General features: G+C 60.3%; 18 protein-coding genes. 6 read left to right on the plus strand and 12 right to left on the minus strand.

Translation table 11 applies throughout. The features are described from left to right. Nucleotides 1-247: 247 nt before the first annotated feature. On the plus strand, nt 248-1,831 hold the full coding sequence (locus tag AO268_RS00390; RefSeq protein ID WP_076964048.1) for a peptide chain release factor 3: 1,584 nt from the start codon (nt 248-250) through the stop codon (nt 1,829-1,831). A gap of 79 nt (nt 1,832-1,910) precedes the next feature. On the opposite strand, the gene AO268_RS00395 is transcribed toward AO268_RS00390, so the two are convergent. Further along, entirely contained in the window at nt 1,911-4,169 is a 2,259-nt protein-coding gene (locus AO268_RS00395) for a TonB-dependent siderophore receptor (protein ID WP_099167551.1), read from the minus strand. 356 nt (nt 4,170-4,525) lie between these two features. On the opposite strand from AO268_RS00395, the gene AO268_RS00400 reads away from it, so the two are divergent. After that, a complete protein-coding gene (locus AO268_RS00400) occupies nt 4,526-4,984 on the plus strand; it encodes a hypothetical protein (RefSeq protein WP_099167553.1) in 459 nt (152 codons plus the stop codon). 412 nt (nt 4,985-5,396) lie between these two features. Here the strand turns inward: AO268_RS00400 and AO268_RS00410 are convergent, their stop codons facing one another. From AO268_RS00410 to AO268_RS00455, 10 genes are all read right to left on the minus strand, one after another. After that, the gene (locus AO268_RS00410; RefSeq protein ID WP_076964046.1) at nt 5,397-6,368 is read right to left on the minus strand and encodes a peptide ABC transporter ATP-binding protein; all 972 of its coding nucleotides are present in this window, start codon (nt 6,366-6,368) and stop codon (nt 5,397-5,399) included. Beyond that, nucleotides 6,368-7,336: an ABC transporter ATP-binding protein gene (locus tag AO268_RS00415; protein ID WP_099167557.1), complete on the minus strand. Its 969-nt coding sequence runs from the start codon at nt 7,334-7,336 to the stop codon at nt 6,368-6,370. Before AO268_RS00415 ends, AO268_RS00410 begins: the two co-directional genes overlap by 1 nt. Before the next feature lie 10 nt (nt 7,337-7,346). Continuing rightward, the gene (locus tag AO268_RS00420; protein WP_038443398.1) at nt 7,347-8,258 is read right to left on the minus strand and encodes an ABC transporter permease subunit; all 912 of its coding nucleotides are present in this window, start codon (nt 8,256-8,258) and stop codon (nt 7,347-7,349) included. Nucleotides 8,259-8,268: 10 nt separating this feature from the next. Beyond that, nucleotides 8,269-9,279 carry an ABC transporter permease subunit gene (locus AO268_RS00425; protein ID WP_076964044.1) on the minus strand — a complete coding sequence of 337 codons (1,011 nt, stop codon included), beginning with the start codon at nt 9,277-9,279 and terminating at the stop codon, nt 8,269-8,271. A 72-nt stretch (nt 9,280-9,351) separates the two neighbouring features. Then, nucleotides 9,352-10,947, minus strand: coding sequence for an ABC transporter substrate-binding protein (locus AO268_RS00430; RefSeq protein ID WP_099167559.1), 1,596 nt, complete (start codon nt 10,945-10,947; stop codon nt 9,352-9,354). An 80-nt stretch (nt 10,948-11,027) separates the two neighbouring features. Then, the gene (locus tag AO268_RS00435) at nt 11,028-12,431 is read right to left on the minus strand and encodes an OprD family outer membrane porin (protein WP_099167561.1); all 1,404 of its coding nucleotides are present in this window, start codon (nt 12,429-12,431) and stop codon (nt 11,028-11,030) included. Nucleotides 12,432-12,601: 170 nt separating this feature from the next. Further along, nucleotides 12,602-14,146: an ABC transporter substrate-binding protein gene (locus AO268_RS00440; RefSeq protein ID WP_373562104.1), complete on the minus strand. Its 1,545-nt coding sequence runs from the start codon at nt 14,144-14,146 to the stop codon at nt 12,602-12,604. A 365-nt stretch (nt 14,147-14,511) separates the two neighbouring features. After that, nucleotides 14,512-16,137, minus strand: coding sequence for an ABC transporter substrate-binding protein (locus AO268_RS00445; protein ID WP_076964040.1), 1,626 nt, complete (start codon nt 16,135-16,137; stop codon nt 14,512-14,514). Nucleotides 16,138-16,395: 258 nt separating this feature from the next. Next, a complete protein-coding gene (locus tag AO268_RS00450) occupies nt 16,396-17,997 on the minus strand; it encodes an ABC transporter substrate-binding protein (RefSeq protein WP_076964039.1) in 1,602 nt (533 codons plus the stop codon). An 86-nt stretch (nt 17,998-18,083) separates the two neighbouring features. After that, nucleotides 18,084-18,800: an SIMPL domain-containing protein gene (locus AO268_RS00455; RefSeq protein ID WP_099167563.1), complete on the minus strand. Its 717-nt coding sequence runs from the start codon at nt 18,798-18,800 to the stop codon at nt 18,084-18,086. Between the two features lie 226 nt (nt 18,801-19,026). Here AO268_RS00455 and AO268_RS00460 point away from each other — a divergent pair, with 226 nt between their 5' ends. Together AO268_RS00460 and AO268_RS00465 are read left to right on the plus strand one after the other, a co-directional pair. Then, on the plus strand, nt 19,027-20,289 hold the full coding sequence (locus tag AO268_RS00460) for an ATP-binding protein (RefSeq protein WP_076964037.1): 1,263 nt from the start codon (nt 19,027-19,029) through the stop codon (nt 20,287-20,289). Next, a complete protein-coding gene (locus AO268_RS00465) occupies nt 20,282-20,842 on the plus strand; it encodes a response regulator transcription factor (protein WP_029291924.1) in 561 nt (186 codons plus the stop codon). Before AO268_RS00460 ends, AO268_RS00465 begins: the two co-directional genes overlap by 8 nt. Before the next feature lie 212 nt (nt 20,843-21,054). Here the strand turns inward: AO268_RS00465 and AO268_RS00475 are convergent, their stop codons facing one another. Continuing rightward, on the minus strand, nt 21,055-21,492 hold the full coding sequence (locus AO268_RS00475) for a YhcB family protein (RefSeq protein ID WP_076964036.1): 438 nt from the start codon (nt 21,490-21,492) through the stop codon (nt 21,055-21,057). A gap of 147 nt (nt 21,493-21,639) precedes the next feature. Between AO268_RS00475 and AO268_RS00480 the strand changes: the two genes are divergently transcribed. After that, nucleotides 21,640-22,269 carry an alpha/beta hydrolase gene (locus AO268_RS00480; protein ID WP_076964035.1) on the plus strand — a complete coding sequence of 210 codons (630 nt, stop codon included), beginning with the start codon at nt 21,640-21,642 and terminating at the stop codon, nt 22,267-22,269. Between the two features lie 24 nt (nt 22,270-22,293). Then, nucleotides 22,294-23,649 (plus strand): tryptophan--tRNA ligase, encoded by a 1,356-nt coding sequence (locus tag AO268_RS00485; RefSeq protein WP_099167565.1) that lies wholly within the window; start codon nt 22,294-22,296, stop codon nt 23,647-23,649. Nucleotides 23,650-23,689: the final 40 nt, after the last annotated feature.

Here is a 23,689-nt window from a genome sequence, read left to right on the forward strand (position 1 = left end):
AAGCAGCTCGCCAATGCCGGCAAAACGGCATGAGGTCGAGCCATGAGCGCAGCCTCGTCAGGCTAACTTGCTGATTTTTCAGCCCCTGTTACGAGTGCGGTAACAGGGGAGTGGACGTCTCTACCTTTTAAAAGGTTCCATACTTGGCAGCATTTAGCCACCCCCCATCGGGTGAGCGGTGGTTCGGGAGCCTTGGTTTACGCTATACTCGCCGCCCTTTTTTGACTCACCTGCCAGGCGATTTCCCATGACCCACCAGGCCGCCGAAGTCGCGAAACGCCGCACTTTCGCCATTATTTCCCACCCCGATGCCGGTAAAACCACCATCACCGAAAAGCTCCTGCTGATGGGCAAGGCGATCGCGGTGGCCGGCACGGTGAAATCCCGCAAGTCTGATCGCCATGCCACCTCCGACTGGATGGAGATGGAGAAGCAACGGGGTATTTCCATTACCACGTCGGTCATGCAGTTCCCCTATCGCGAACACATGGTCAACCTGCTCGACACCCCGGGCCACGAAGACTTCTCCGAAGACACCTACCGCACCCTGACCGCAGTGGACTCGGCCTTGATGGTCCTCGACGGTGGTAAGGGCGTCGAGCCACGGACCATTGCGCTGATGGACGTGTGCCGCCTGCGTGACACGCCGATTGTCAGCTTTATCAACAAACTCGACCGTGACATCCGCGACCCGATCGAACTGCTCGATGAAATCGAAGCGGTCCTGAAGATCAAGGCCGCGCCGATCACCTGGCCGATTGGCTGCTACCGCGACTTCAAGGGCGTGTACCACCTGGCCGACGACTACATCATTGTCTACACCGCCGGTCATGGGCATGAACGCACCGATGTGAAAATCATCGAGAAACTCGACTCCGATGAAGCCCGCGCCCACTTGGGCGACGAGTACGACCGCTTCGTCGACCAACTGGAACTGGTGCAGGGCGCCTGCCACGAATTCAACCAGCAGGAGTTCCTCGACGGCCAACTGACCCCGGTGTTCTTCGGGACGGCCCTGGGCAACTTCGGCGTCGATCACGTACTGGATGCGGTGGTCAACTGGGCTCCCAAGCCGCTGGCCCGGGTGGCCAACGAACGGACTGTGGAGCCGGTGGAAGAGAAATTCAGCGGCTTTGTGTTCAAGATCCAGGCGAACATGGACCCCAAGCACCGCGACCGTATCGCCTTTATGCGCATCTGCTCCGGCAAATACGAAAAAGGCATGAAGATGCGCCACGTCCGCACCGGCAAGGACGTGCGCATCGGCGACGCCCTGACGTTCTTCTCCTCGGAGCGTGAGCAGTTGGAAGAGGCGTTTGCCGGCGACATCATCGGCCTGCACAACCACGGCACCATCCAGATCGGCGACACCTTCACCGAAGGCGAAGCCCTGAGCTTTACCGGTATCCCGCACTTCGCCCCGGAACTGTTCCGCCGCGTACGCCTGCGCGACCCGCTCAAATCCAAGCAACTGCGCCAAGGCTTGCAGCAGTTGGCGGAAGAGGGCGCCACCCAGGTGTTCTTCCCCGAGCGCAGCAACGACATCATCCTCGGTGCCGTGGGTGTGCTGCAGTTCGATGTGGTGGCCAGCCGCTTGAAAGAGGAATACAAGGTTGAATGCTCCTATGAGCCGATCACCGTGTACTCCGCGCGCTGGATTGATTGCAGCGATAAGAAGAAACTCGAAGAGTTTTCCAACAAGGCCGTGGAAAACCTCGCCATCGACGGCGGCGGTCACCTGACCTACCTGGCGCCGACGCGGGTCAACCTGGCGCTGATGGAAGAACGTTGGCCGGATGTGAAGTTCCGGGCGACCCGTGAACACCACTAAGGTCTGAACGGTACAAAAAAGGGCGAAGCCGTGATGGCTTCGCCCTTTTTTGTAGCCACATGGTAGGCGCGGGGCCTGTTTAGAACGATGCAGTTACCGACGCAAAATAAGCGCGCCCCGGTTCGTTATACGTCTGGGCACCGGCATCATCAGCATTGCCTTTGCGGTACAGGCGCTTGTCCAGCAGGTTTTCGATGCCCACGCGCACGCTCAGGTTCTTGTTGAACTCGTAGCCGCTGCTCAAGCCCATCAAGCCGTACGGGTCCACGTCCTGCTGGGCGCTGCGATCATAGCGGTTGGCGCTGCGGGAGTTGAGGGTCGGCGCCTCCTGCTTGCCGTAGTAGGTGCCGCTGACCTGGAACGACAGCTTGTCGGTGGCCTGCCAGTCCAGGGTGGTGTTGACCGTGTACTTGGGAATGACGCTCAAAGGCTCGCCGGTATCCTTGTCCTTGGAGTCGATCATGTAGGTCAGGTTGGTGTTCCAGTCCAGGTCATCGCGCAGGGTCATGAACAGGTTGCCTTCGACCCCCTGCACCAGCGCGGCGCCGCTGTTTTCCCATTCCAGCACGCGGCGCCCGCCGTCCAGGCGGTAGGCGGCGGTGTTGCTGGCGTTGATCTTGTTCTTGTAGTCATTACGAAAGTACGTCGCGCTGGTGCGCCAGGTGCCTTTGTCATAGGCCAGGCCGATTTCCTTGTTGACGCTGATTTCCGGTTTCAGGTCCGGGTTGCCCACCAGGTAGCAGCCGCCGGCGTTGGCTTCGCTGGCGTTGCAGCCATTGCCACGGCTGTACAGCAAGTAGTTGGGGTTGGACTGGTACAGGTTGGGCGTCTTGTAGGCCCGGGCAATCCCGCCCTTGAGGCTCAGTTCATCGGTCAACTGGTGCGAGGCGTTGAGGCTTGGGCTCCAGTTGCCACCGTACTCTTCATGGTGATCGTAGCGCAGGCCAGGGGTGACGATGGTCTTGCTGCCCAGCTCGATATTGTCCTCGGCGAACAGCGCGTAGCTCGAGGCCGTGGTCTTGGTGCTGCTGCGGCTCATCCCTGGAATGCTTGGTACGCCACCGGTGCCGGGATCGTAGCTTTGTGGGCGCAATGAGCCTGGGTCGTTCATCGATTCGTAGAGGTATTCGCTGCCCAGGGTCAGCACCTGCTCGGTGCCGAAACTCAGCGGCAGGTTGACCTCGGCGGTGGCGCGGGTGTTGCGCAAACGCGACTCGAAGCGGCCAGCAGTGGCGGAAGGTGCGCCTTCGCCGGAGCCGGCCAGGCCTTCGTTGAGGCGTGCGTTGCGGGTCAGGTCGTGGCTCAGGGACGCCAGGGTCGAGCCCCAGTCGAATTCGCCACGGTGGGTGGCCGAGAAACTGCTGCGCTGGATCACGCTGGTTTCCTTGCCGACCAGGCTGTTCACGAATGTGCCGCCGCCGTTGAGCATGGTATCGCCGGCGAAGATATTGCCCTGGCGGCTGTAGCTGGCTTCCAGGTCCAGGGTTTGCTCGGGGGTGAATTGCCAACTGAGCAAGCCGTTGACGTCCTTGTTGCGCACACCTTCGCGGCCCGCTACCAGGGAGTCGGCGCTGGCCTGCTCGGCCTGGTTGATGGTGGAGTCGTCGGCATCGGTCTTGTTCAGGCCGCCGTAGACGCGGAAGGCCAAGGTGTCGCTCAAGGGGCCGCTGAGGTTGAAGTTGGTGCGCTTGCTCATGCCCTCGGCATCGTCTTCGGGTAGCGACACGTAGGTGGTCAGCGAGCCGTGCAACTGGTCGGTGGGGCGCTTGGTGATGATATTGATCACCCCGCCCATGGCCCCGGAGCCGTAGCGCGCAGCGGCCGGGCCACGCAGGATTTCAATGCGCTCGACTTCTTCGGCCGGCACCCAGTTGGTTTCGCCACGGGTATCGCGGTCGCCGCTCCAGCCGTAACGCACGGCGTTGCGTGAGGTCGAGGGCTTGCCATCGATCAGGATCAGGGTGTTTTCCGGGCCCATGCCGCGCAGGTCGATCTGGCGGTTGTTGCCACGGCTGCCGCTGGAACTGTTGCCGCTCAGGTTGACGCCTGGCTCACGGCGGATGATGTCCGACAGGTCGTTGGTCGGTGGGCGCTTCTTGATGTCTTCGGCGGTGATGATCGACACGCCGGGAGCTTGCTTGAGCTCTTCGGCGGCGGTGCCCAAGATGCGCGTTTCACTCAGCTCCAGGGCTTGGGAGGTGCCATCGACGGGCAGGTCGGTTGCCTCTATCGGCACTTTGCCGCGTTCTCTTTCCTGGGTCTCCGCCAGCAGCGTGGGCGATGAGAGGGCGGCGATAAACGCGAGGGAGAAATGGCTGAGCCTGAATCGAGGTGACATGTCCGCAGAATCCTTTAGGGAAGGTGGCAACTGAGCGAGATGCACCAGAATTGCCTTCCAGCAGGATTCGGCGCGCTCTGTGCGCCGGAATGGTATTGATTATCAAATACAAGTAAATATCATTTACAAATTTTACGCTTTGGTCCTCCTGGATGCAGGCTCCGTAAAAACACAAAAAACGCCTCACGCCAGGCTGGTCAGGTACAGCAATGGGCTTGGTCGACGCTGGTTTTTTCGAATAAATGTACGGCTTTCTACTGTCATTACTGACAGTAGACGTTTGGGTTAAGGCGCTCTAGTTTGGATTGGCAAAGAACTATCTCTCGGCTCATGTTGATGTGATAAGGAGAAAGATCATGGTAGGCAAAAAAAATACTGACCCTGGCAGAGTCATATTCAGGGACAACAATATTTCTGATACGAATTTCCAGGGGGAAGCCAGACTCTGGGGCCAAAGCTCGCAAAGCGTTGTTCTTGTGGCTAGCAGCAGCCATCCTGCGGCAGGGAGGCTGAAAGTTTTTCTCGAAGGCAGGAAATTATGGTTATTCGAGAGTCCTATCCGCTCAGTCTGGCGCTTTGAGTACACATTGAATAGTGACTCGCTGCAGCGTACATGGTTTGGTAGAAGTGGCACCGCAACTATCTTGTTGGACGCTGAAGATGTGTCGAATACGTTGGCTATGCTGACATTCAAGGTGAAAGTGAGCATGGACTCCGCACCGTCTCTGTATCGTGACCTTGAGGGGGCCTTGTTCTGCAACCGGTATGAAGGGCTTTTGCAGGACGCAGCAGGTGAAGACAACCCCGAAAGGTAATGCAGTTAGTCAAACCTGAGCTCAAAGGTGGAGTTCTGTCGCCGGCACACTCGAAAAAAGCCCCTCCCGCCAGACTGATGCGCAATCTGGCGGGAGAGGCTGTACAACGCTGTATCGCCCTGTGGGAGCGGGCTTGTGTGGGAGCGGGCTTGCCCGCGATGCAGGCACCTCGTGCTGTCAGTTAAACCGCGGTGATGCTATCGCGGGCAAGCCCTAATGCCAGTCAGTTAAGCGGATTCTGCTTTCTGTAGGAGCGAGCTTGCTCGCGAAGGACGTCAACGATAACGCGTGTTTGCTAGGTAAACGCGGCGCTCTCAAGTTCTTCGCGAGCAAGCTCGCTCCTACAAAAAGGCTTAACTGACTGGCATTAGGGCAAGCCCGCTCCCACACAAACCCGCTCCACAGGGTGGGGTCAGGCGACGAACTGCTCCGCGTGATGGCAAGCCACCTGGCGCTTGTCCAGTTCGCGCAACAACGGCTCTTCACTGCTGCAGCGCTCGGTCGCATACGGGCAGCGCTTGTGGAAGGCGCAGCCGGAGGGCGGGTTCAGCGGGTTGGGCAGTTCGCCGACGATCTTGATCTTCGGCTTGTTCGGGTCCGGGTGGATGGTCGGGGTGGCCGACAGCAGCGCCTGGGTGTACGGGTGCAGGGGGCGGGCGTAGATGTCTTCCTTGGGGCCCACTTCCACCGGGCGGCCGAGGTACATCACCATCACGTCATCCGCGACGTGTTGCACCACCGCCAGGTTGTGGGAAATAAACACATAGGCGGTGTTGTACTGCTGCTGCAAATCCATGAACAGGTTGAGCACCTGGGCCTGGATCGACACGTCCAGCGCCGAGGTCGGTTCATCCGCCACCAGCACCTTGGGTTGCAGCATCATGGCCCGGGCCAGGGCGATGCGCTGGCGCTGGCCACCGGAGAACATGTGCGGGTAGCGCTGATAATGCTCAGGGCGCAGGCCCACTTGCTTCATCATCGCCTGCACTTTCTCGCGGCGTTCGGCGGCGGACAGGTTGGTGTTGATCAACAGCGGCTCGCCCAGTTGATCACCGACTTTCTGCCGGGGGTTCAACGAGGCATAGGGGCTCTGGAACACCATCTGCACGTCTTTACGCAGTTGCTTGCGCTGGGCCTTGTCGGCGCCGGCGACTTCCTGGCCGGCGATTTTCAACGAGCCGGACGACGGCTCTTCAATCAGCGTCAGCGCGCGGGCCAGGGTGGACTTGCCACACCCCGACTCACCCACCACAGCCAGGGTCTTGCCGGCTTCCAGCTCGAACGACACGCCATTGAGGGCGCGCACCGTGGCGTGGCCCTTGAACAGGCCACGGGACACTTCGTAGTGACGGGTCAGGTCGCGGGCAGTAAGAACGACGGCCATTACGCCACCTCCTGGTTCAAGGGGTAGAAGCAGCGCACAAGGCTGTGGGCTTGCGGGTCCAGGGTCGGACGGGTCTGGCGGCAGCTGTCCTGCACATACGGGCAGCGTGGCGACAACAGGCAGCCTTGCGGGCGGTCATAACGGCCGGGGACGATGCCCGGCAAGGTCGACAGACGCGCCGCGCCCATGCTGTGTTCCGGGATCGCCGCCAGCAACGCTTCGCTGTACGGGTGGGCCGGTACGTCGAACAGGCCGGGCACCTGGCCGACTTCCACGGCTTGGCCGGCGTACATCACGCACACGCGCTGGGCGGTTTCCGCGACGACTGCGAGGTCGTGGGTGATCAGCACCAGGCCCATGTTCTGTTCTTTTTGCAGAGCCAGCAGCAGTTCCATGATCTGCGCCTGGATGGTCACGTCCAGGGCGGTGGTCGGCTCGTCGGCGATCAGCAGTTTCGGCTCGCCGGCAATCGCCATGGCAATTGCCACACGCTGGCTCATACCGCCGGACAGTTGGTGCGGGTAGGCATCCATGCGGCTGGCGGCGCCAGGGATCTCGACCTTTTCCAGCAGTTCGATGGCCCGCTTGCGCGCTTGTTTGCCGGACATTTTCAGGTGCAGGCGCAGCACTTCTTCAATCTGGAAACCCACGGTATAGCTGGGGTTCAGCGCGGTCATCGGGTCCTGGAACACCATCGCCAGGTCTTTGCCGACGATCTGCCGGCGTTGACGGTTGCTCAGCTTGAGCATGTCTTTGCCGTCGAAGGTCAGCGAATCGGCGGTGACGATGCCGGGATGCTCGATCAGGCCCATCAGCGCCATCATGGTCACGGATTTACCCGAACCCGACTCGCCAACGATGGCCAGTACTTCGCCTTTGTCCACGGCCAGGTCGAGCCCGTCGACCACGGGTACGGCAGTCTTGTCGCCGAAGCGTACATTGAGATTCTTGATTTCTAGCAGTGACATGGGAATCTCCTCACGCGGCATTCTTGAGTTTCGGGTCCAGCGCATCGCGCAGTCCGTCGCCCATCAGGTTGATTGCCAGCACGCTGAGCAAAATGGTCAAGCCAGGCAGGCTCACGACCCACCAGGCACGTTCGATATAGTCACGGGCCGAAGCCAGCATGGTGCCCCACTCTGGGGTGGGCGGCTGGACGCCAAGGCCGAGGAAGCCCAGGGCGGCGGCATCGAGAATCGCCGAGGAGAAGCTCAAGGTGGCCTGCACGATCAGCGGCGCCATGCAGTTGGGCAGCACGGTGACGAACATCAGGCGCGGCAGGCCGGCCCCGGCCAGGCGCGCGGCCGTCACGTAGTCACGGTTGAGCTCGCCCATCACCGCTGCGCGGGTCAGGCGCACATAGGAGGGCAGCGACACAATGGCAATCGCGATCACGGTGTTGATCAGGCCAGGGCCGAGGATGGCGACAATCGCCACGGCCAGCAGCAGCGAGGGCAGGGCCAGCATGATGTCCATCAGACGCATGATGGTCGGGCCGAGCAGGCGCGGGAAGAACCCGGCGAACAGGCCCAGCAGGATCCCCGGGATCAGCGACATCACCACCGATGACAAACCGATCAGCAGCGACAGGCGCGAGCCCTGGATCAGGCGCGACAACAAGTCACGGCCCAGTTCGTCGGTGCCCAGCAAAAACTGCATCTGCCCGCCTTCGAGCCACGACGGCGGGGTCAGCAGGAAGTCGCGGTATTGCTCGCTGGGGTTATGGGGGGCCACCCAGGGGGCGAAGATCGCGCAGAACACGATCAGCAGCATAAACAGCAGGCCGGCAACCGCGCCCTTGTTCTTGGAGAAGGCTTGCCAGAATTCTTTGTACGGCGACGGGTACAGCAGGCTCTGATCGACTGCTGACACGGGAGTTGGTGTGGTCATGGTCATGATCTCAGCGCTGGTGACGGATGCGTGGGTTGGCGAAGCCGTAGAGGATATCCACCACGAAGTTCACCAGGATCACCAGGCAGGCGATCAGCAGGATGCCGTTTTGCACCACCGGGTAGTCCCGTGCGCCAATGGCTTCGATCAGCCATTTGCCGATGCCGGGCCAGGAGAAGATGGTCTCGGTCAAGACCGCACCGGCCAGCAGGGTGCCGACTTGCAGGCCGACCACCGTCAGCACCGGGATCAGCGCGTTACGCAGGCCATGCACGAACACCACGCGCGCCGGCGACAGGCCCTTGGCCTTGGCGGTGCGGATGTAGTCTTCGCGCAGCACTTCCAGCATCGAGGAACGGGTCATCCGCGCAATCACCGCCAGCGGGATGGTGCCCAGTACGATGGCCGGCAGGATCAGGTGGTGCAGGGCGTCCCAGAATGCGTCCGGCTCGTCGGCCAGCAGGGTGTCGATCAGCATGAAGCCGGTGCGCGGCTCGATGTCGTAGAGCAGGTCGATACGCCCGGAAACCGGGGTCCAGCCCAGGCTTACCGAGAAGAACATGATCAGGATCAGGCCCCACCAGAAGATCGGCATCGAATATCCCGCCAGGGAGATGCCCATCACCCCATGGTCGAACAGGGATCCTCGTTTCAAGGCCGCGATCACCCCGGCCAATAGCCCGAGGATGCCGGCGAACAACAGGGCGGCCATGGACAGTTCCAGGGTCGCGGGGAACAGGGCGCTGAACTCGGTCCAAACGCTGGTGCGGGTACGCAGGGATTCGCCGAGGTCGCCCTGGGCGAGCTTGCCGATGTAGTCCAGGTATTGCGCATACAAGGGTTTGTTCAAGCCAAGGCGTTCCATTGCCTGGGCGTGCATCTCGGGGTCAACCCGCCTCTCACCCATCATGACTTCTACGGGGTCGCCAGGGATCATGCGAATCAACGCAAAAGTCAGCAACGTGATGCCGAAAAACGTTGGGATCAATAACCCCAATCGGCGGGCAATAAAACTAAACATCGTGGTCTCTACCTCAATCAGCCGGTTAGGCAGGCCCGGCTCCGTCAACCTCGACGGGGCCGGGCGTCTTTTTTACTTCACCTGGGTGGTGGCGAAGTTATTGTTGGTCAGGGGGCTTTGGGTATATCCCTCGACGTTCTTACGCATGGCGGTGAACATTTTCGGGTAAGCCATGGGGATCCACGGTTGGTCCTTGTCGAAAACGGCCAGCGCCTGTTCATAGAGTGCAGCGCGTTCAGCGGGTTCAGCCACGGCGCGGGCCTTGTCGATCAAACCCTGAAATTCTTCGTTACACCAGCGGGCGTAGTTTTCGCCGTTTTTGGCCGCATCGCAACTCAGGTTGGGCGTGAGGAAGTTGTCTGGGTCGCCGTTATCCCCGGCCCAGCCGGCGGAGACCATGTCGTGCTCGCCAGCCTTGGCGCGCTTGAGCATTTCGCCCCATTCCATGACCTTGATATTGACCTTCAGGCCGATCTGCGCCAGGTCCGCCTGCATGCGCTGGGCGCCAAGCATCGGGTTGGGGTTGGTCGGGCCGCCGCCGTTGCGGGTGAACAGGCTGAACTCGGTGCCTTGCGGCACGCCGGCTTCCTTGAGCAGGGCACGGGCCTTGTCCAGGTCGCGGGCCGGGTTTTTCAGCTGGTCGTTGAAGCCCAGCAGGGTCGGCGGGTACGGGCCGGTGGCGTCGACGGCATTGCCTTTGCCGTACAGGGATTCGTTATAGCCTTGTTTGTCGAACGCGATGTTGATCGCGTGGCGCACCCGCGCGTCGCTCATGTACTTGTGGGTGGTGTTCAGGGCGGTGTAGGCGGTGGTCATCGCCGCGAGTTCCGCGACCTTCAGGTTTGGATCGGCCTTGATACTCGGCAGGTCGTCAGGTTTTGGATACAGCGCGATCTGGCACTCATTGGCCTTGAGCTTTTGCAGGCGCACGTTGTTATCCACCGCGATGGCCAGGATCAGCGGGTCGGCGGGCGGCTTGCCACGGAAGTACTCCGGGTTGGCCTTGAAGCGCACCTGGGCGTCCTTCTGGTAGCGGGTAAAAATAAACGGGCCGGTGCCGATCGGCTTGCTGTTGAGCTCGCCGGTCTTGTTGGCGGCCAGCAGCTTGTCGGCGTATTCGGCGGAGTGAATGGCGGTGAACGGCATGGCGACATCGGCCAGGAACGGTGCTTCGGGGCGGGTCAGGGTGAAGACCACGGTGTGGTCATCGGTCTTCTCGACGCTTTTGAGCAGTTCCTTGAAACCCATGCTTTCAAAATAGGGGAAGCCGGTGGTGGACTTGTTGTGCCATGGGTGTTTCGGGTCCAGTTGACGCTGGAAGCTCCAGAGCACGTCGTCGGCATTCAGGTTGCGCGTGGGCTTGAAGTAGTCGGTGGTGTGGAACTTCACGTCATCGCGCAGGTGGAAGGTATAGGTCAGGCCGTCCTCACTGATGTCCCACGATTTGGCGAGTGAGGGTTGGATTTCAGTGGTGCCGGGCTTGAAGTCCACCAGGCGGTTGAACATGGTTTCGGCGGCGGCATCGGCGGTGACAGCCGTGGTGTACACGACCGGGTCGAAGCCTTCCGGGCTGGCTTCGGTGCAGACCACCAGGGGTTTGGCCGATACGCCGATAGCGACGCTTAATAGCGCAGCGGCAACGGCAGCTTGTAGCGGGAGCATTTTCATTCAGAGCCCTCTGCAATCGATGGGACCAGGCAAGCGTAGACGGCGGGCTCGTCCTGAGCCCGCCGTCTACCTGGTGCGATTTAAAGAATGTTGAACGGGACGGTGGTAACCAGACGGAATTCCTTGACGCTGCCGTCGTACTGGTTGGCGCTGCCACGGTGTTCGACGTAGGTGGCACGAATCGCGGTGGCCTTGAGCGGGCCGCTCTGGACTGCGTAGGCCGCGCCCACGCCGTATTCCTGGTGTTTTTCGCCGTCCTGGGTCTCGATGCCGGTGTAGGCGTAAGCGCCGTTGCGGTTACCCGTGTAGTGAGTACCGTCGATGCCCCAGCCGCGTGCGGAGTAGATGTTGAACTTCAGGCCCGGAACGCCGTATTCGGCCATGTTGATGGCGTAGGCGACCTGGAAGGATTTCTCGTTCGGGCCGTTGAAGTCCGACGTCAGGGAGTTGGCCAGGTAGATGCCGTTGGTTTCGTGCAGGTAGTCGAAGTACTCGTTACCGTTCACTTGCTGGTAGGAGAAGGTCAGGCTGTGAGCCTGGTGAGCCAATCCAAGGGACAGGGAGTAGGTATCGTTGTCGATTTCCCCCATCAGCTTTTTGCCTTCATCGACGGTTTTGTAGTAGTTCAGGCCGGTGGTCAAGGCCAGGACTTGGCTGTCACCCAGTTCGTGGGTTGCACCGAAGTAGTACTGGTTCCAGAAGTCCTTGACGTTGGCGCCGAAGAAGCTGGTTTTCAGGCTCTTGAACGGCTGGTAGTTGGCGCCCAGGGTGTAGACCTTGTCGGTTGTCGCACTGTTGGCACCTTGTTGGCTGTACTCGCTGCGGAACTTCGACAGGCTCTGTTCGGTACGTGGGGAAACGCGGTCAAACACGCCGCCCTGGAACGACAGGTTGCTGAACTCTTCGCTGTTGAAACTCACACCTTGGAAGCTCGATGGCAGGGGACGGTTGCCGATGGTGTCGACGATGCCGCTGCTGAAGTTCTGGCGACCGGCAGTCAAGGTGGTGTTGGACACACGGAACTGCACGTTGGCCAGGCCCAGTTTGCTCCACTGGTCTACGGCATTGCCGTCAGAGTCAGCCAGGGTACGGTTAGAGCCGCCCTTGATATCGCGTTTGCTGCGGTCCAGAACCAGAGCGTTGTACACCGCTACTTCGGTCTTCACACCAACAGTGCCCTGGGTGAAACCCGAGCTGGCGTTGAGGATGGTGCCCTGGATCCAGTTGGTACGGTTGCGGTCGGTCTTCGTTACACCGTGCTCTTTGTATTTGAACTTGCCTCCGCGGTACAGGCTTTCGTGGGAGTACCAGTTACGCGTCTGGCCGCCCAGGCTGAAGTCTTCGATAAAGCCCTTGGCTTCGCTTTGGGCGCTGGTGCCGGCCAGTGTGGTTGGAACAAAGTCCTGGCTTACGGATTCCGCATAGGCGGTAGCCGTGATGCTGCTGATGGCCATGGCCAGTAGCACTTTGCTGCTTAGTTTCATGGGTGGAGCTCCTTTGGTTCTCTTTTTTTAATACCGGCCTTATTAGGTGAGCCGGTTATTGGGTGTGTAACTCTTCAAGCCTTTGCAAACGTTTGCTGTAGGAGATTTCGCGAATTACAGCTACACGTTTGCGGCAGAGCCAACTTCGCTCTGCGCATCCGGTTATTTTCTTATGGGGTGACGCTGACGCCCGAGAACACGTTGCGGCCGAAGGGGCTCACTTTGAAACCTTCGACCTTGGTGCTTAACGGCTGGTTGACCGTCGAGTGGGCGACAGGCGTGATCGGCACCTGCTGTTTGAGCAGTTGCTGCGCCTGTTTGTACAGAACAGTCCGTTGTTCACGGTCGGTGACGACCTTGGCTTGCTTGATCAGCTTGTCGTACGCCGGGTCACACCACATCGAGTAGTTGTTCCCGCCGATGGCGTCGCAGCTGTAGAGGGTGCCCAGCCAGTTGTCCGGGTCGCCGTTGTCGCCGGTCCAGCCAATCAGGCTGATATCGTGTTCGCCGTTCTTGGTGCGCTTGATGTACTCGCCCCATTCATAGCTGACGATCTTGACCTTGAGGCCGATCTTGGCCCAGTCGTTTTGCAGCATCTCGGCCATCAGCTTGGCGTTGGGGTTGTACGGGCGCTGGACGGGCATGGCCCACAGCGTGACCTCGGTGCCCTCCTTGACGCCGGCGGCCTTGAGCAGTTCCTTGGCTTTTTCCGGGTTGTAGGCGGCGTCCTTGATGCTGTCGTCATAAGACCACTGGGTCGGCGGCATGCCGTTGACCGCCAGTTGCCCCGCGCCCTGGTACACGGCATTGAGAATGCTCTGCTTGTTCACCGCCATGTCCAGGGCCTGGCGCACTTCGAGCTGGTCGAAGGGCTTGTGCCGCACGTTGTAGGAGATGTAGCCGAGGTTGAAGCCGGGCTTGGTCAGCAGTTGCAGGTTCGGGTCGGCCTTGAGGGCCTCGACATCGGCGGGGCGTGGATGCAGGGTGACCTGGCATTCATTGGCCTTGAGCTTCTGCACCCGCACCGAGGCGTCGGTGTTGATGGCGAAGATCAGTTGGTCGAGCTTGACCTTGCCCGGGTCCCAGTAGTGTTTGTTGCCGGCGAAACGGATCTGCGAATCCTTCTGGTAACGCTGGAACACAAACGGCCCGGTGCCGATCGGCTTCTGGTTGATATCACTGGGCTTGCCGGCCTTGAGCAGTTGCTCGGCGTACTCGGCCGAGAGGATTGCGGCGAAGCTCATGGCGATGTTCTGGATAAACGCGGCGTCGACCGTGTTCAGGGTCATCACCACGGTGTGCGGGTCGGTTTTCTCGACCTTGGCGATGTTCTTGTTCAGGCTCATCCCGTTGAAGTACGGAAACTCGGTGGGGTAGGCCTTGCGAAACGGGTGGTCGGGATCAAGCATGCGGTTGAAGGTGAACAGCACGTCATCGGCGTTGAAATCCCGTGTCGGCTTGAATTCCTTGTTGCTGTGGAATTTCACCCCTTGGCGCAAGTGGAAGGTATAGGTCAGGCCGTCTGGCGAGATATCCCACTGGGTCGCCAGCGCTGGTATGACGCCGGTTTCACCCTTTTCAAACTCAACCAGGCGGTTGTAGATCGGCTCGGCCGCATCGTTGTCGGTGGCGGTGGTGTATTGCGCGGTATCGAACCCGGCCGGGCTGCCTTCAGAGCAGAACACCAGGCTTTTCTTCTCGGCTGCCTGGCCCATCGAAGCGACGGCCAACAGGCTGGTGCCGAATATCGCGGATAGAACGGTGGTATGGCGCATGACGGTCCCCAATCCATGTTTATCGTTTTCGTCAGTGAACAATCGCCATGCCTTACCTGGCATGGAGAAAGCACTGCTCCCATCCACAGCAAATGCCGTATCGGAACTGAGCGTTTGCCTACCTCGACGTTAGGGAACGAGGGCAGGGCGGTAAATGCGCAGAACCGGACAGACCTTGTAGGTATCGGACGGAACCTGCGCAGTTAGCTGCTGTAGGACGGCAGCCCGTGCGGGGGTAGTTCGATTCCTAGGATCTGGGCGGATGCAATAACGGCGACGTTATGAAACGTCGCCGCCAGAGATCACTACTTGCTGACGCTCACCCCGTAGAAGGAATTCAAGCCAAATGGGCTGATCTTGAAGTCCTGTACGTTGTTGCGCATGGGTTGGTACACCGTCGAGTGCGCGATAGGTGTCATGGGGACTGCATCTTTGAGGACGTGTTGCGCCTGTTTGTACAGTTCGGTGCGCTTGGCGACGTCCGAGGTGGCCTTGGCTTCTTTCACGATGCCGTCGAATTTCTTGTCACACCATTTGGAGAAGTTGTTGCCGGCCAGGGAGTCGCAGCCGAACAGCACGTTCAGCCAGTTGTCCGGGTCACCATTGTCACCGCTCCAGCCGATGATCATGGCCTGGTTCTCGCCGCCCTTGGAGCGCTTGATGTACTCGCCCCACTCGTAGCTGACGATGTTGACCTTCAAGCCGATCTGCTTCCAGTCGTTCTGCAGCATCTCGGCCATCAGCTTGGCGTTGGGGTTATACGGACGCTGGACGGGCATGGCCCACAAGGTGATCTCGGTGCCCTCCTTGACGCCGGCCTCCTTGAGCAGTGCCTTGGCCTTGGTCACGTCGTGCGGGACATCCTTGATGGTGTCGTCATAGGACCACTGGGTCGGCGGCATGGCGTTGACCGCCAGTTGGCCTGCGCCCTGGTACACCGAGTCGATGATCTGCTGCTTGTTGACCGACATGTCCAGGGCCTGGCGTACGCGCAGGTCGGCCAATGGGTTGGCGGCCGTCTGGCCCTTGAGCACCGGCATGACGTTGTAGGCGATATAGCCCAGGTTGAAACCGGCCTGGTGCGGCAGTTTCAGGGTCTTGTCCTCGCCCAGGGCCTTGAGGTCGGCCGGACGCGGGAAGAGGGTGACCTGGCATTCGTTCTTCTTGAGCTTTTGTACACGTACCGACGGGTCGGTGGTGATGGCGAAGATCAGGTTGTCGATCTTCACGTCTTCAGGCTTCCAGTAATCCTTGTTGCCGGTGAAGCGGATGTTGGAGTCTTTCTGGTAGCTCTTGAACACGAACGGACCAGTGCCGACCGGCTTCTGGTTGATGTCCTGGGGCTTGCCGTCCTTCAACAGTTGGGCTGCGTATTCAGCCGACTGCAGCGAGGCGAAGCTCATGGCCAGGTTCTGGATAAACGCGGCGTCCACGGTGCCAAGGGTGAACTTGACGGTGTGGTCGTCGATTTTCTCGATGTTCTTGATGTTGGTGTCCATCCCCATGTCCGTGAAATACGGGAACTCGGTGGGGTAGGCCTTACGGAACGGATCGTCTTTATTGATCATCCGGTTGAAGGTGAAGAGCACGTCGTCGGCGTTGAATTCACGAGTCGGCTTGAAGTACGGCGTGGTGTGGAACTTGACCCCTTCGCGCAGGTGGAAGGTGTAGGTCAGGCCATCTTCGGAAACATCCCACTTGGTGGCCAGGCCAGGAATCACGGCGGTGCCGCCGCGCTCGAACTGGCTGAGCCGGTTGAACATGGTTTCGGCCGAAGCATCGAAGTCTGTTCCGGTGGTGTACTGGCCTGGGTCGAAACCCGCCGGGCTCCCTTCGGAGCAGAACACCAGATTAGTCGCCGCCTGGGCGAAAGGTGCAGCGGCCATTAAACCGGCGCTGACTAAAAACGGAATGACTGCGTGTTTAAGCATGTTGGCCTCATGATTTGTTGTCATTTTTGGAATTGAGGGCGACCTCGTGAGTCGGCCTGCGGATACTTATGCAGGCCCCATACCCAATGCAAGATGTTGAGAGGCTACAACCGCCAAAGAGTGGTACGAACGTACAGGAATGTCGCATTCATATAATTTTCGACACGAAACTGTATTTTTGAGGGCTTTTTTCGGTGCGTGGAGTGCACCGAATAAGCCCAAACGAGGTGTCTGGCGCACCCGGTTGGGGCATGATTGTTACTTATTCAGACTTACGCCGTAGAACGGTGTCAGGCCAAACGGGCTGATCTTAAAGTCCTGGACTTCCTTGCGCAGCGGCTGGAAAACCGTCGAGTTCGCAATAGGTGTTATAGGTACTTGATCCTTAAGTATTTTTTGCGCCTGCTGATACCACTTGATGCGTTCGTCACGGTCACTGCTGAGCTTGGCCTTCTGCACCAGTTGGTCGTACTGCGGGTTACACCATTTTGCATAGTTGCTGCCCTTGACCGCGGCACAACTGTAGAGCACGCCCAGCCAGTTATCCGGGTCGCCGTTGTCGCCGGTCCAGCCGTAGATCATCACATCGTGCTCGCCGTTTTTTGCGCGCTTGATGTATTCGCCCCACTCATAGCTGACGATATTGGCAGTGATCCCGACTTTGGCCCAATCCTGCTGGATCATCTGCGCCGACATTCGCGCGTTGGGATTGGAGGCGCGCTGCACAGTCATCGCCCACAGATTGATGGTGGTACCTGGTGCAACCCCTGCTTCTTTTAGTAGCGCCCGGGCCTTGGCAGGGTCGTGCGGTGCGTCCTTGATGCTGGGGTCATAAGACCACTGGGCCGGCGGCAGTGCGTTCTGCGCCAATTGCCCGGCACTTTGGTACACCGCCTGGATAATCGCTGGCTTATCGATGGCCATGTCCAGGGCCTGGCGCACCTTGAGCTGGTCCAGCGGCGGATGGGTCACGTTGTAGGCCAGAAAGCCCAGGTTGAAGCCCGCCTGCTGCAGCACACGCAGGTTTGGATCCTGCTTCATCACTTCGATATCCGAGGGGCGCGGATAGCCGCTGACCTGGCATTCGCCGGCCTTGAGCTTTTGCAGGCGCGACGCGGCGTCCGGGGTGATCGCAAACACCAGGCTGTCGAGTTTCACATCCTCAGGCTTCCAATAGTCTTTATTGGCGACGTAGCGAATCTGCGAGTCCTTCTGGTAGCGCTTGAACACAAACGGCCCGGTGCCGATCGGTTTCTGGTTGATATCGGCGGCCTTGCCGTCTTTAAGCAACTGCGCCGCGTACTCGGCCGATTGTACGGACGCAAAGCTCATGGCCAGGTTCTGCACGAAAGCGGCATCGACGTTATTGAGGTTGAAGCGCACGCTGTGCTCGTCGAGCTTTTCCACGCTTTTGATCGTGGTGTTCAGGCCCATATCGGTGAAGTACGGCGACTCGGACGGGTAGGCCTGGCGGAATGGATGGTTGGCGTCCAGCAGGCGCTGGAAAGTGAACAGTACATCGTCGGCATTGAAGTCGCGGGTCGGGGTGAAGTACTCGGTGCTGTGGAACTTGACCCCGTCGCGCAGGTGAAAGGTGTAGGCCAGGCCGTCCTTGGAAACCTCCCAACGGGTCGCCAGGCCCGGCTCGACTTCGGTCCCGCCGCGCTTGAACTGGGTCAGGCGGTTGAACACGGTTTCGGCCGAGGCATCAAAATCGGTGCCGCTGGTGTACTGGCTCGGATCGAACCCGGCGGGGCTGGCTTCGGAGCAGTAGACCAGGGTGCTTGCCGCCTGGGCCGTGGGCATGCACGCCAGCAGGCTGGCAGCGAGAAGGAGCGGCTTGAAGACAGTTCTATCCATGGTGCCCCCTGAGATGGCAGGTAAACAACGGCCAAAAAAAACGGCGGTCACCGAGGTTACCGCCGTTGTGGGTCATCAGGTAAGGCTTATGGCATCTGTACTTCAATCACGCCATCGGCGCTCATGCTGACCTGGCTGGTGCCGGCTTCGACTTCAGGTGTCGGCGCCGAATCCATTGCCGCCGCCTTCATCATCATGCCGCCATTTCGCGCGTACGGCATTGGGTAGCCGTTGGTGTTGAAGTTCAGGTTGACGATCTTGTAGCCCTTGCCGCCGAGTGCATCGGTGGCAAGTTGGGCGCGGGCCTTGAACGCGGCGACCGCATCCTTGAGCAGGGCATCTTCGCTAGCCTTGCGGGTTGGGTCGGCAATGGCGAAGTCCATATTGTCCATTTTCAGGGTGTTGAGCAGCTCGCCGGTGAGCTTGGACAGCGCCGGGAAGTCCGCGCTTTCCAGGCGCAGTTCGGCGCGCTCGCGCCAGCCGGTGATCTTCTGGTTCTTGTTGTCGTAGATCGGATAGCTGTTGCGGCTGCCCTGGCGCAGGGTCACGCCTTTTACTTCGCGAGCCTCGCCCAACGCCTTGTTCATGATGGTCGTGACTTCGGCGGCGAGCTTAGCCGGGTCGGTGTTTTGCGACTCGGTGTAGAGAGTGACGATCATCTTGTCACGGGCCACTTCCTGGCTGACTTCGGCCCGCAGGGAAATCTGGTTGTAGTGCAGTTGATCGGCGGCCAGCGCAGGCAGGCTGGCAACACTGCCAACGCTGAGGGCAATAAGGGCGGCACTGCGAGTGAAACGTGACATGGAAGCTCCTTGAGGGTGATCGTATTCGGTAAGACTGTAGACGGGCGATTCGGGTTCGGCGGGTTACAAAATCTCTACATCTGGGTAGGATGCCGACGAACGGTCAAAGTCGCCACGCCCCGTCATAAAGCCATGACCTGCGTCAAAGGGCCACAGACGCGCTGCCTGTACCGTCGCTTCGTTTATACTTGCTGCGATCCGCCTGGAGCGCTCATCAGGAGAGCTCATGCTCGCCCCCGTAAAACTGACTTCCGCCACTCGCCAGAACCTCTGGCGCCTGACGTTTATCCGCACCCTGGTGCTGGCCGCACAGGCCGGTTCCGTCGGGCTCGCCTACTGGTTTGAACTGCTGCCGCTGCCTTGGCTGCAACTGTGGGTGACCCTGGCCTTTTCCACGGTGCTGTGTGTGTTCACGGCCATCCGCCTGCGCACCACCTGGCCGGTGACCGAGTTGGAGTACGCCCTGCAACTGGCCTGCGACCTGTTTATCCACAGTGTGTTGCTGTATTTCTCCGGGGGCTCCACCAACCCCTTCGTCTCCTATTACCTGGTACCGCTGACCATCGCCGCCGTGACCTTGCCATGGCGCTATTCGGTGATCCTGTCGGGTATCGCCCTGGCGCTGTACACCTTGTTGCTGGCGCAGTTCTACCCCCTGGAAACCTTCCCGATCGCCCGGGAAAACCTGCAGATCTACGGCATGTGGCTGAGCTTCGCGCTGTCGGCGGCGGTGATCACCTTTTTCGCCGCGCGCATGGCTGAAGAGCTGCGGCGCCAGGAAGAGCTGCGCGCCATCCGCCGCGAAGAAGGCCTGCGCGACCAGCAACTGCTGGCCGTGGCCACCCAGGCCGCTGGCGCGGCCCATGAGTTGGGCACACCGTTGGCGACCATGAGCGTGCTGATCAAGGAAATGCGCCAGGACCATCACGATCCGGCGTTGCAAGACGACCTCGGTGTGTTGCAGGAACAGGTCAAGCAGTGCAAGCAGACCTTGCAACAACTGGTGCGCGCCGCTGAAGCCAACCGGCGCCTGGCGGTGGATATGCAAGACGTCACCCAGTGGCTGGACGAAGCCCTGAACCGCTGGCACTTGATGCGGCCCGAAGCCAGTTACCGTTTTCACCTGCTGGGGCAGGGCACAGTGCCACGCATGGCGCCACCGCCGGATCTGACCCAGGCGCTGCTGAACCTGTTGAACAATGCAGCTGACGCCTGCCCGGAAGGGTTGGAAGTGCAACTGGACTGGGATTGGGAAAACCTCACCATCAGCATTCGCGACCACGGCGCGGGTGTGCCGTTGGCCATTGCCGAGCAGATCGGCAAGCCATTCTTTACCACCAAGGGCAAGGGCTTCGGCCTGGGCCTGTTCTTGAGCAAGGCCAGCGTAACCCGCGCTGGCGGCTCGGTGAAACTTTACCCCCATGAGGAAGGCGGCACGCTCACCGAGCTGCGCCTGCCCCGTGCTGCACGAGGAGACATCGATGAGTGACGAGATCCAAGTCGAAGGCGAAGAACTGCCGCACCTGTTGCTGGTAGATGACGATGCCACCTTTACCCGCGTGATGGCGCGAGCCATGAGCCGTCGCGGGTTTCGCGTCAGCACCGCAGGTTCCGCCGAAGAAGGCCTGACCATCGCCCAGGCCGACCTGCCGGACTACGCGGCACTGGACCTGAAAATGGACGGGGACTCGGGCCTGGTGCTGTTGCCCAAGTTGCTGGAGCTGGACCCGGAAATGCGCGTGCTGATCCTCACCGGGTATTCCAGCATCGCCACCGCTGTCGAGGCGATCAAGCGCGGCGCCTGCAACTACCTGTGCAAGCCGGCCGACGCCGATGACGTGCTGGCCGCGCTGCTTTCCGAGCACGCCGACCTCGACACTCTGGTGCCGGAAAACCCGATGTCGGTGGACCGCCTGCAGTGGGAACACATCCAGCGCGTGTTGACTGAGCACGAAGGCAATATCTCGGCTACCGCCCGCGCCCTGGGCATGCACCGCCGGACCTTGCAGCGCAAGTTGCAGAAGCGCCCGGTACGCCGCTGAACTGGACTTGGGTGGTCCGGTGAGTGGGCTTGTGTGGGAGCGGGCTTGCTCGCGATGGCGGTGTATCAGGTGCCAAATGTGCTGACTGACCCACCGCTATCGCGAGCAAGCCCGCTCCCACATTGGATCTCCATTGTTCTGCCGGTCCAGTTCCAACAAAAAGCCCGGCTGATCATCAATCAGCCGGGCTTTTTGTAGGGCTTGAAAACGACTTACTTCTTCAAGCCGTAATGCTCATCCAGCATGCCGGGGGCGTTCGGCGTCTTTGGCGCGTAGTCCCGGGGTGGCTCCTGGTTTTCCCGGGGCGGGGTCAGGCGTTCTCGTGGGGCTTGCGTGGCATCGGAATGCAGCGCGGCCAGCAGACGCTGGCGGGTGATGTCATCCAGGGCCAGGCGGTTGGCGCCATCGGCGAGGTGATCCTGTACTTCCTGGTAGCTTTGGGTGAGTTTCTTGACCAGGGACGCGGTGCTGTTGAAGTGGGTAACAACCTCGTTCTGATAACTGTCAAAACGTTCCTGGATGTCATCCAACTGACGCTGCGTGCGGTTAGGCGCGGCATTCGGCAGCAGGCGAGCAACCAGGAATCCAATGGCGACACCGGCAACCAGGGCAAGAGTCGGCAACAACCAAACTAAGAGCGAGTGTTCCACGAGTCCTTCCTCTATAAACGGCTTTGCTTTACGTTAACGGCTCGGACCTGCGCTGTATACCGCGATTAAGCTCGCAATGATGCCATGCACAGACTTTTAGCTAGACGAGTCGACCCCTTGAGAGGTCACGGAGTTCATTCCTTGCTCATGCGTGAAACCCCTGTTTTGATCGATGGCCCGGTAGGCCAATTGGAAGCCTTGTACCTGGATCACCCCGAGCCACGTGGCCTGGCGCTGATCTGCCACCCCAACCCGGTGCAGGGTGGGACCATGCTCAATAAAGTCGTCTCGACCCTGCAACGCACCGCCCGTGATGCCGGTTTGATTACTTTGCGTTTCAATTACCGTGGCGTCGGTGCCAGCGCGGGTACCCACGATATGGCCACCGGTGAAGTGGACGATGCCGAAGCCGCCGCCAGTTGGCTGCGTGAAAAACACCCGGGCCTGCCCATCACGTTGCTGGGTTTCTCGTTCGGTGGATTTGTGGCCGCAAGCCTGGGCGGGCGCCTGGAGGCCAAGGGCGAAAAACTCGCGCATCTGTTCATGGTGGCGGCGGCGGTCATGCGTTTGCGGGATGAGGACGTGCTGCCACAGGACTGCCCGTTGACCCTTATCCAGCCGGAAACCGACGAAGTGGTCGACCCGCAGACCGTCTACGACTGGTCCGCGGCCCTCAAACGCCCCCATGAACTGCTGAAAGTGGCAGAATGTGGACACTTTTTTCATGGCAAGCTCACCGATCTCAAGGATCTGGTGCTGCCGCGCCTTTCAAATTGATAGCAGTCTGATAAGCGATTACCCATGACGACTCGTACCCGTATCCTCACCGGCATCACCACCACCGGCACCCCGCACCTGGGCAACTACGCGGGGGCCATCCGCCCGGCGATCCTCGCCAGCCAGGATGCCAATGCCGATTCGTTCTACTTCCTGGCCGACTACCATTCCCTGATCAAGTGCGATGACCCGCAGCGCATCCAGCGCTCGCGCATGGAAATCGCCGCGACCTGGCTGGCCGGTGGCCTGGATGTCGACCGGGTGACTTTCTACCGCCAGTCCGACATCCCGCAAATTCCCGAGCTGACCTGGCTGCTGACCTGCGTTGCCGCCAAGGGCCTGCTCAACCGCGCCCACGCCTACAAGGCCTCGGTGGACAAGAACCTGGAAAACGGCGAAGACCCGGATGCCGGGATCAGCATGGGCCTGTACAGCTATCCGGTATTGATGGCGGCGGACATCCTGATGTTCAACGCCCACAAGGTGCCGGTCGGCCGCGACCAGATCCAGCACGTGGAAATGGCCCGGGATATCGGCCAGCGCTTCAACCACCTGTTCGGCAAGGGCAAAGAGTTCTTCACCATGCCCGAGGCGTTGATCGAAGAAAGCGTTGCCACCTTGCCGGGCCTGGATGGGCGCAAGATGTCGAAAAGCTACGACAACACCATCCCGTTGTTCACCACCGCCAAGGACATGAAGGACGCGATCTCGCGGATCGTCACCGACTCCCGCGCGCCCGGTGAGGCCAAGGACCCAGACAACTCGCACCTGTTCACTCTGTACCAGGCGTTCGCCACCCCTGAGCAGGAACAACAGCTGCGCAGCGAACTGCTCGATGGCCTGGGCTGGGGCGAGGCGAAGAACCGTCTGTTCCAACTGCTGGATGGCCAGTTGGGCGAAGCCCGCGAGCGTTACCATCAATTGATGGCGCGCCCTTCGGATATGGAAGACCTACTGCTGGTCGGTGCCAATAAAGCCCGTGCCGTCGCCGCGCCATTCCTGCAAGAGCTGCGCGAAGCCGTGGGCCTGCGCTCGTTCGTCAACCCGTCCACCGAGGTGGCCAGCACCAAGAAGAAGGCCGTCAAGGCCGCGCGCTTTGTCAGCTTCCGTGAAGACGACGGCAGCTTCCGCTTCCGCCTGCTGGCGGCCGATGGTGAGCAACTGTTGCTGTCGCGCAACTTTGCCGACGGCAAGGCAGCGGGTGCTGTCACCAAGCAGTTGCAGTCCGGCCAGGCGCTGGATGTGCGCAGTGAAGCCCTGGGCTTCAGCGTGTGGCTTGAAGGCGCCTGTGTCGCCGACAGCCCGGCCTTTGCCGACAGTGCCGCGCGGGATGCGGCTATCGACGCTGTGCGCGTGGCATTGACGCCCATCGAGGACTGACCCGACCAAGGGTTGATTGCCATTATCCGGGGCCGTCGTT

The organism is Pseudomonas sp. ICMP 8385 (genome assembly GCF_002699915.1).
In the GTDB taxonomy this organism is placed as follows: Bacteria; Pseudomonadota; Gammaproteobacteria; order Pseudomonadales; family Pseudomonadaceae; genus Aquipseudomonas; species Aquipseudomonas gessardii.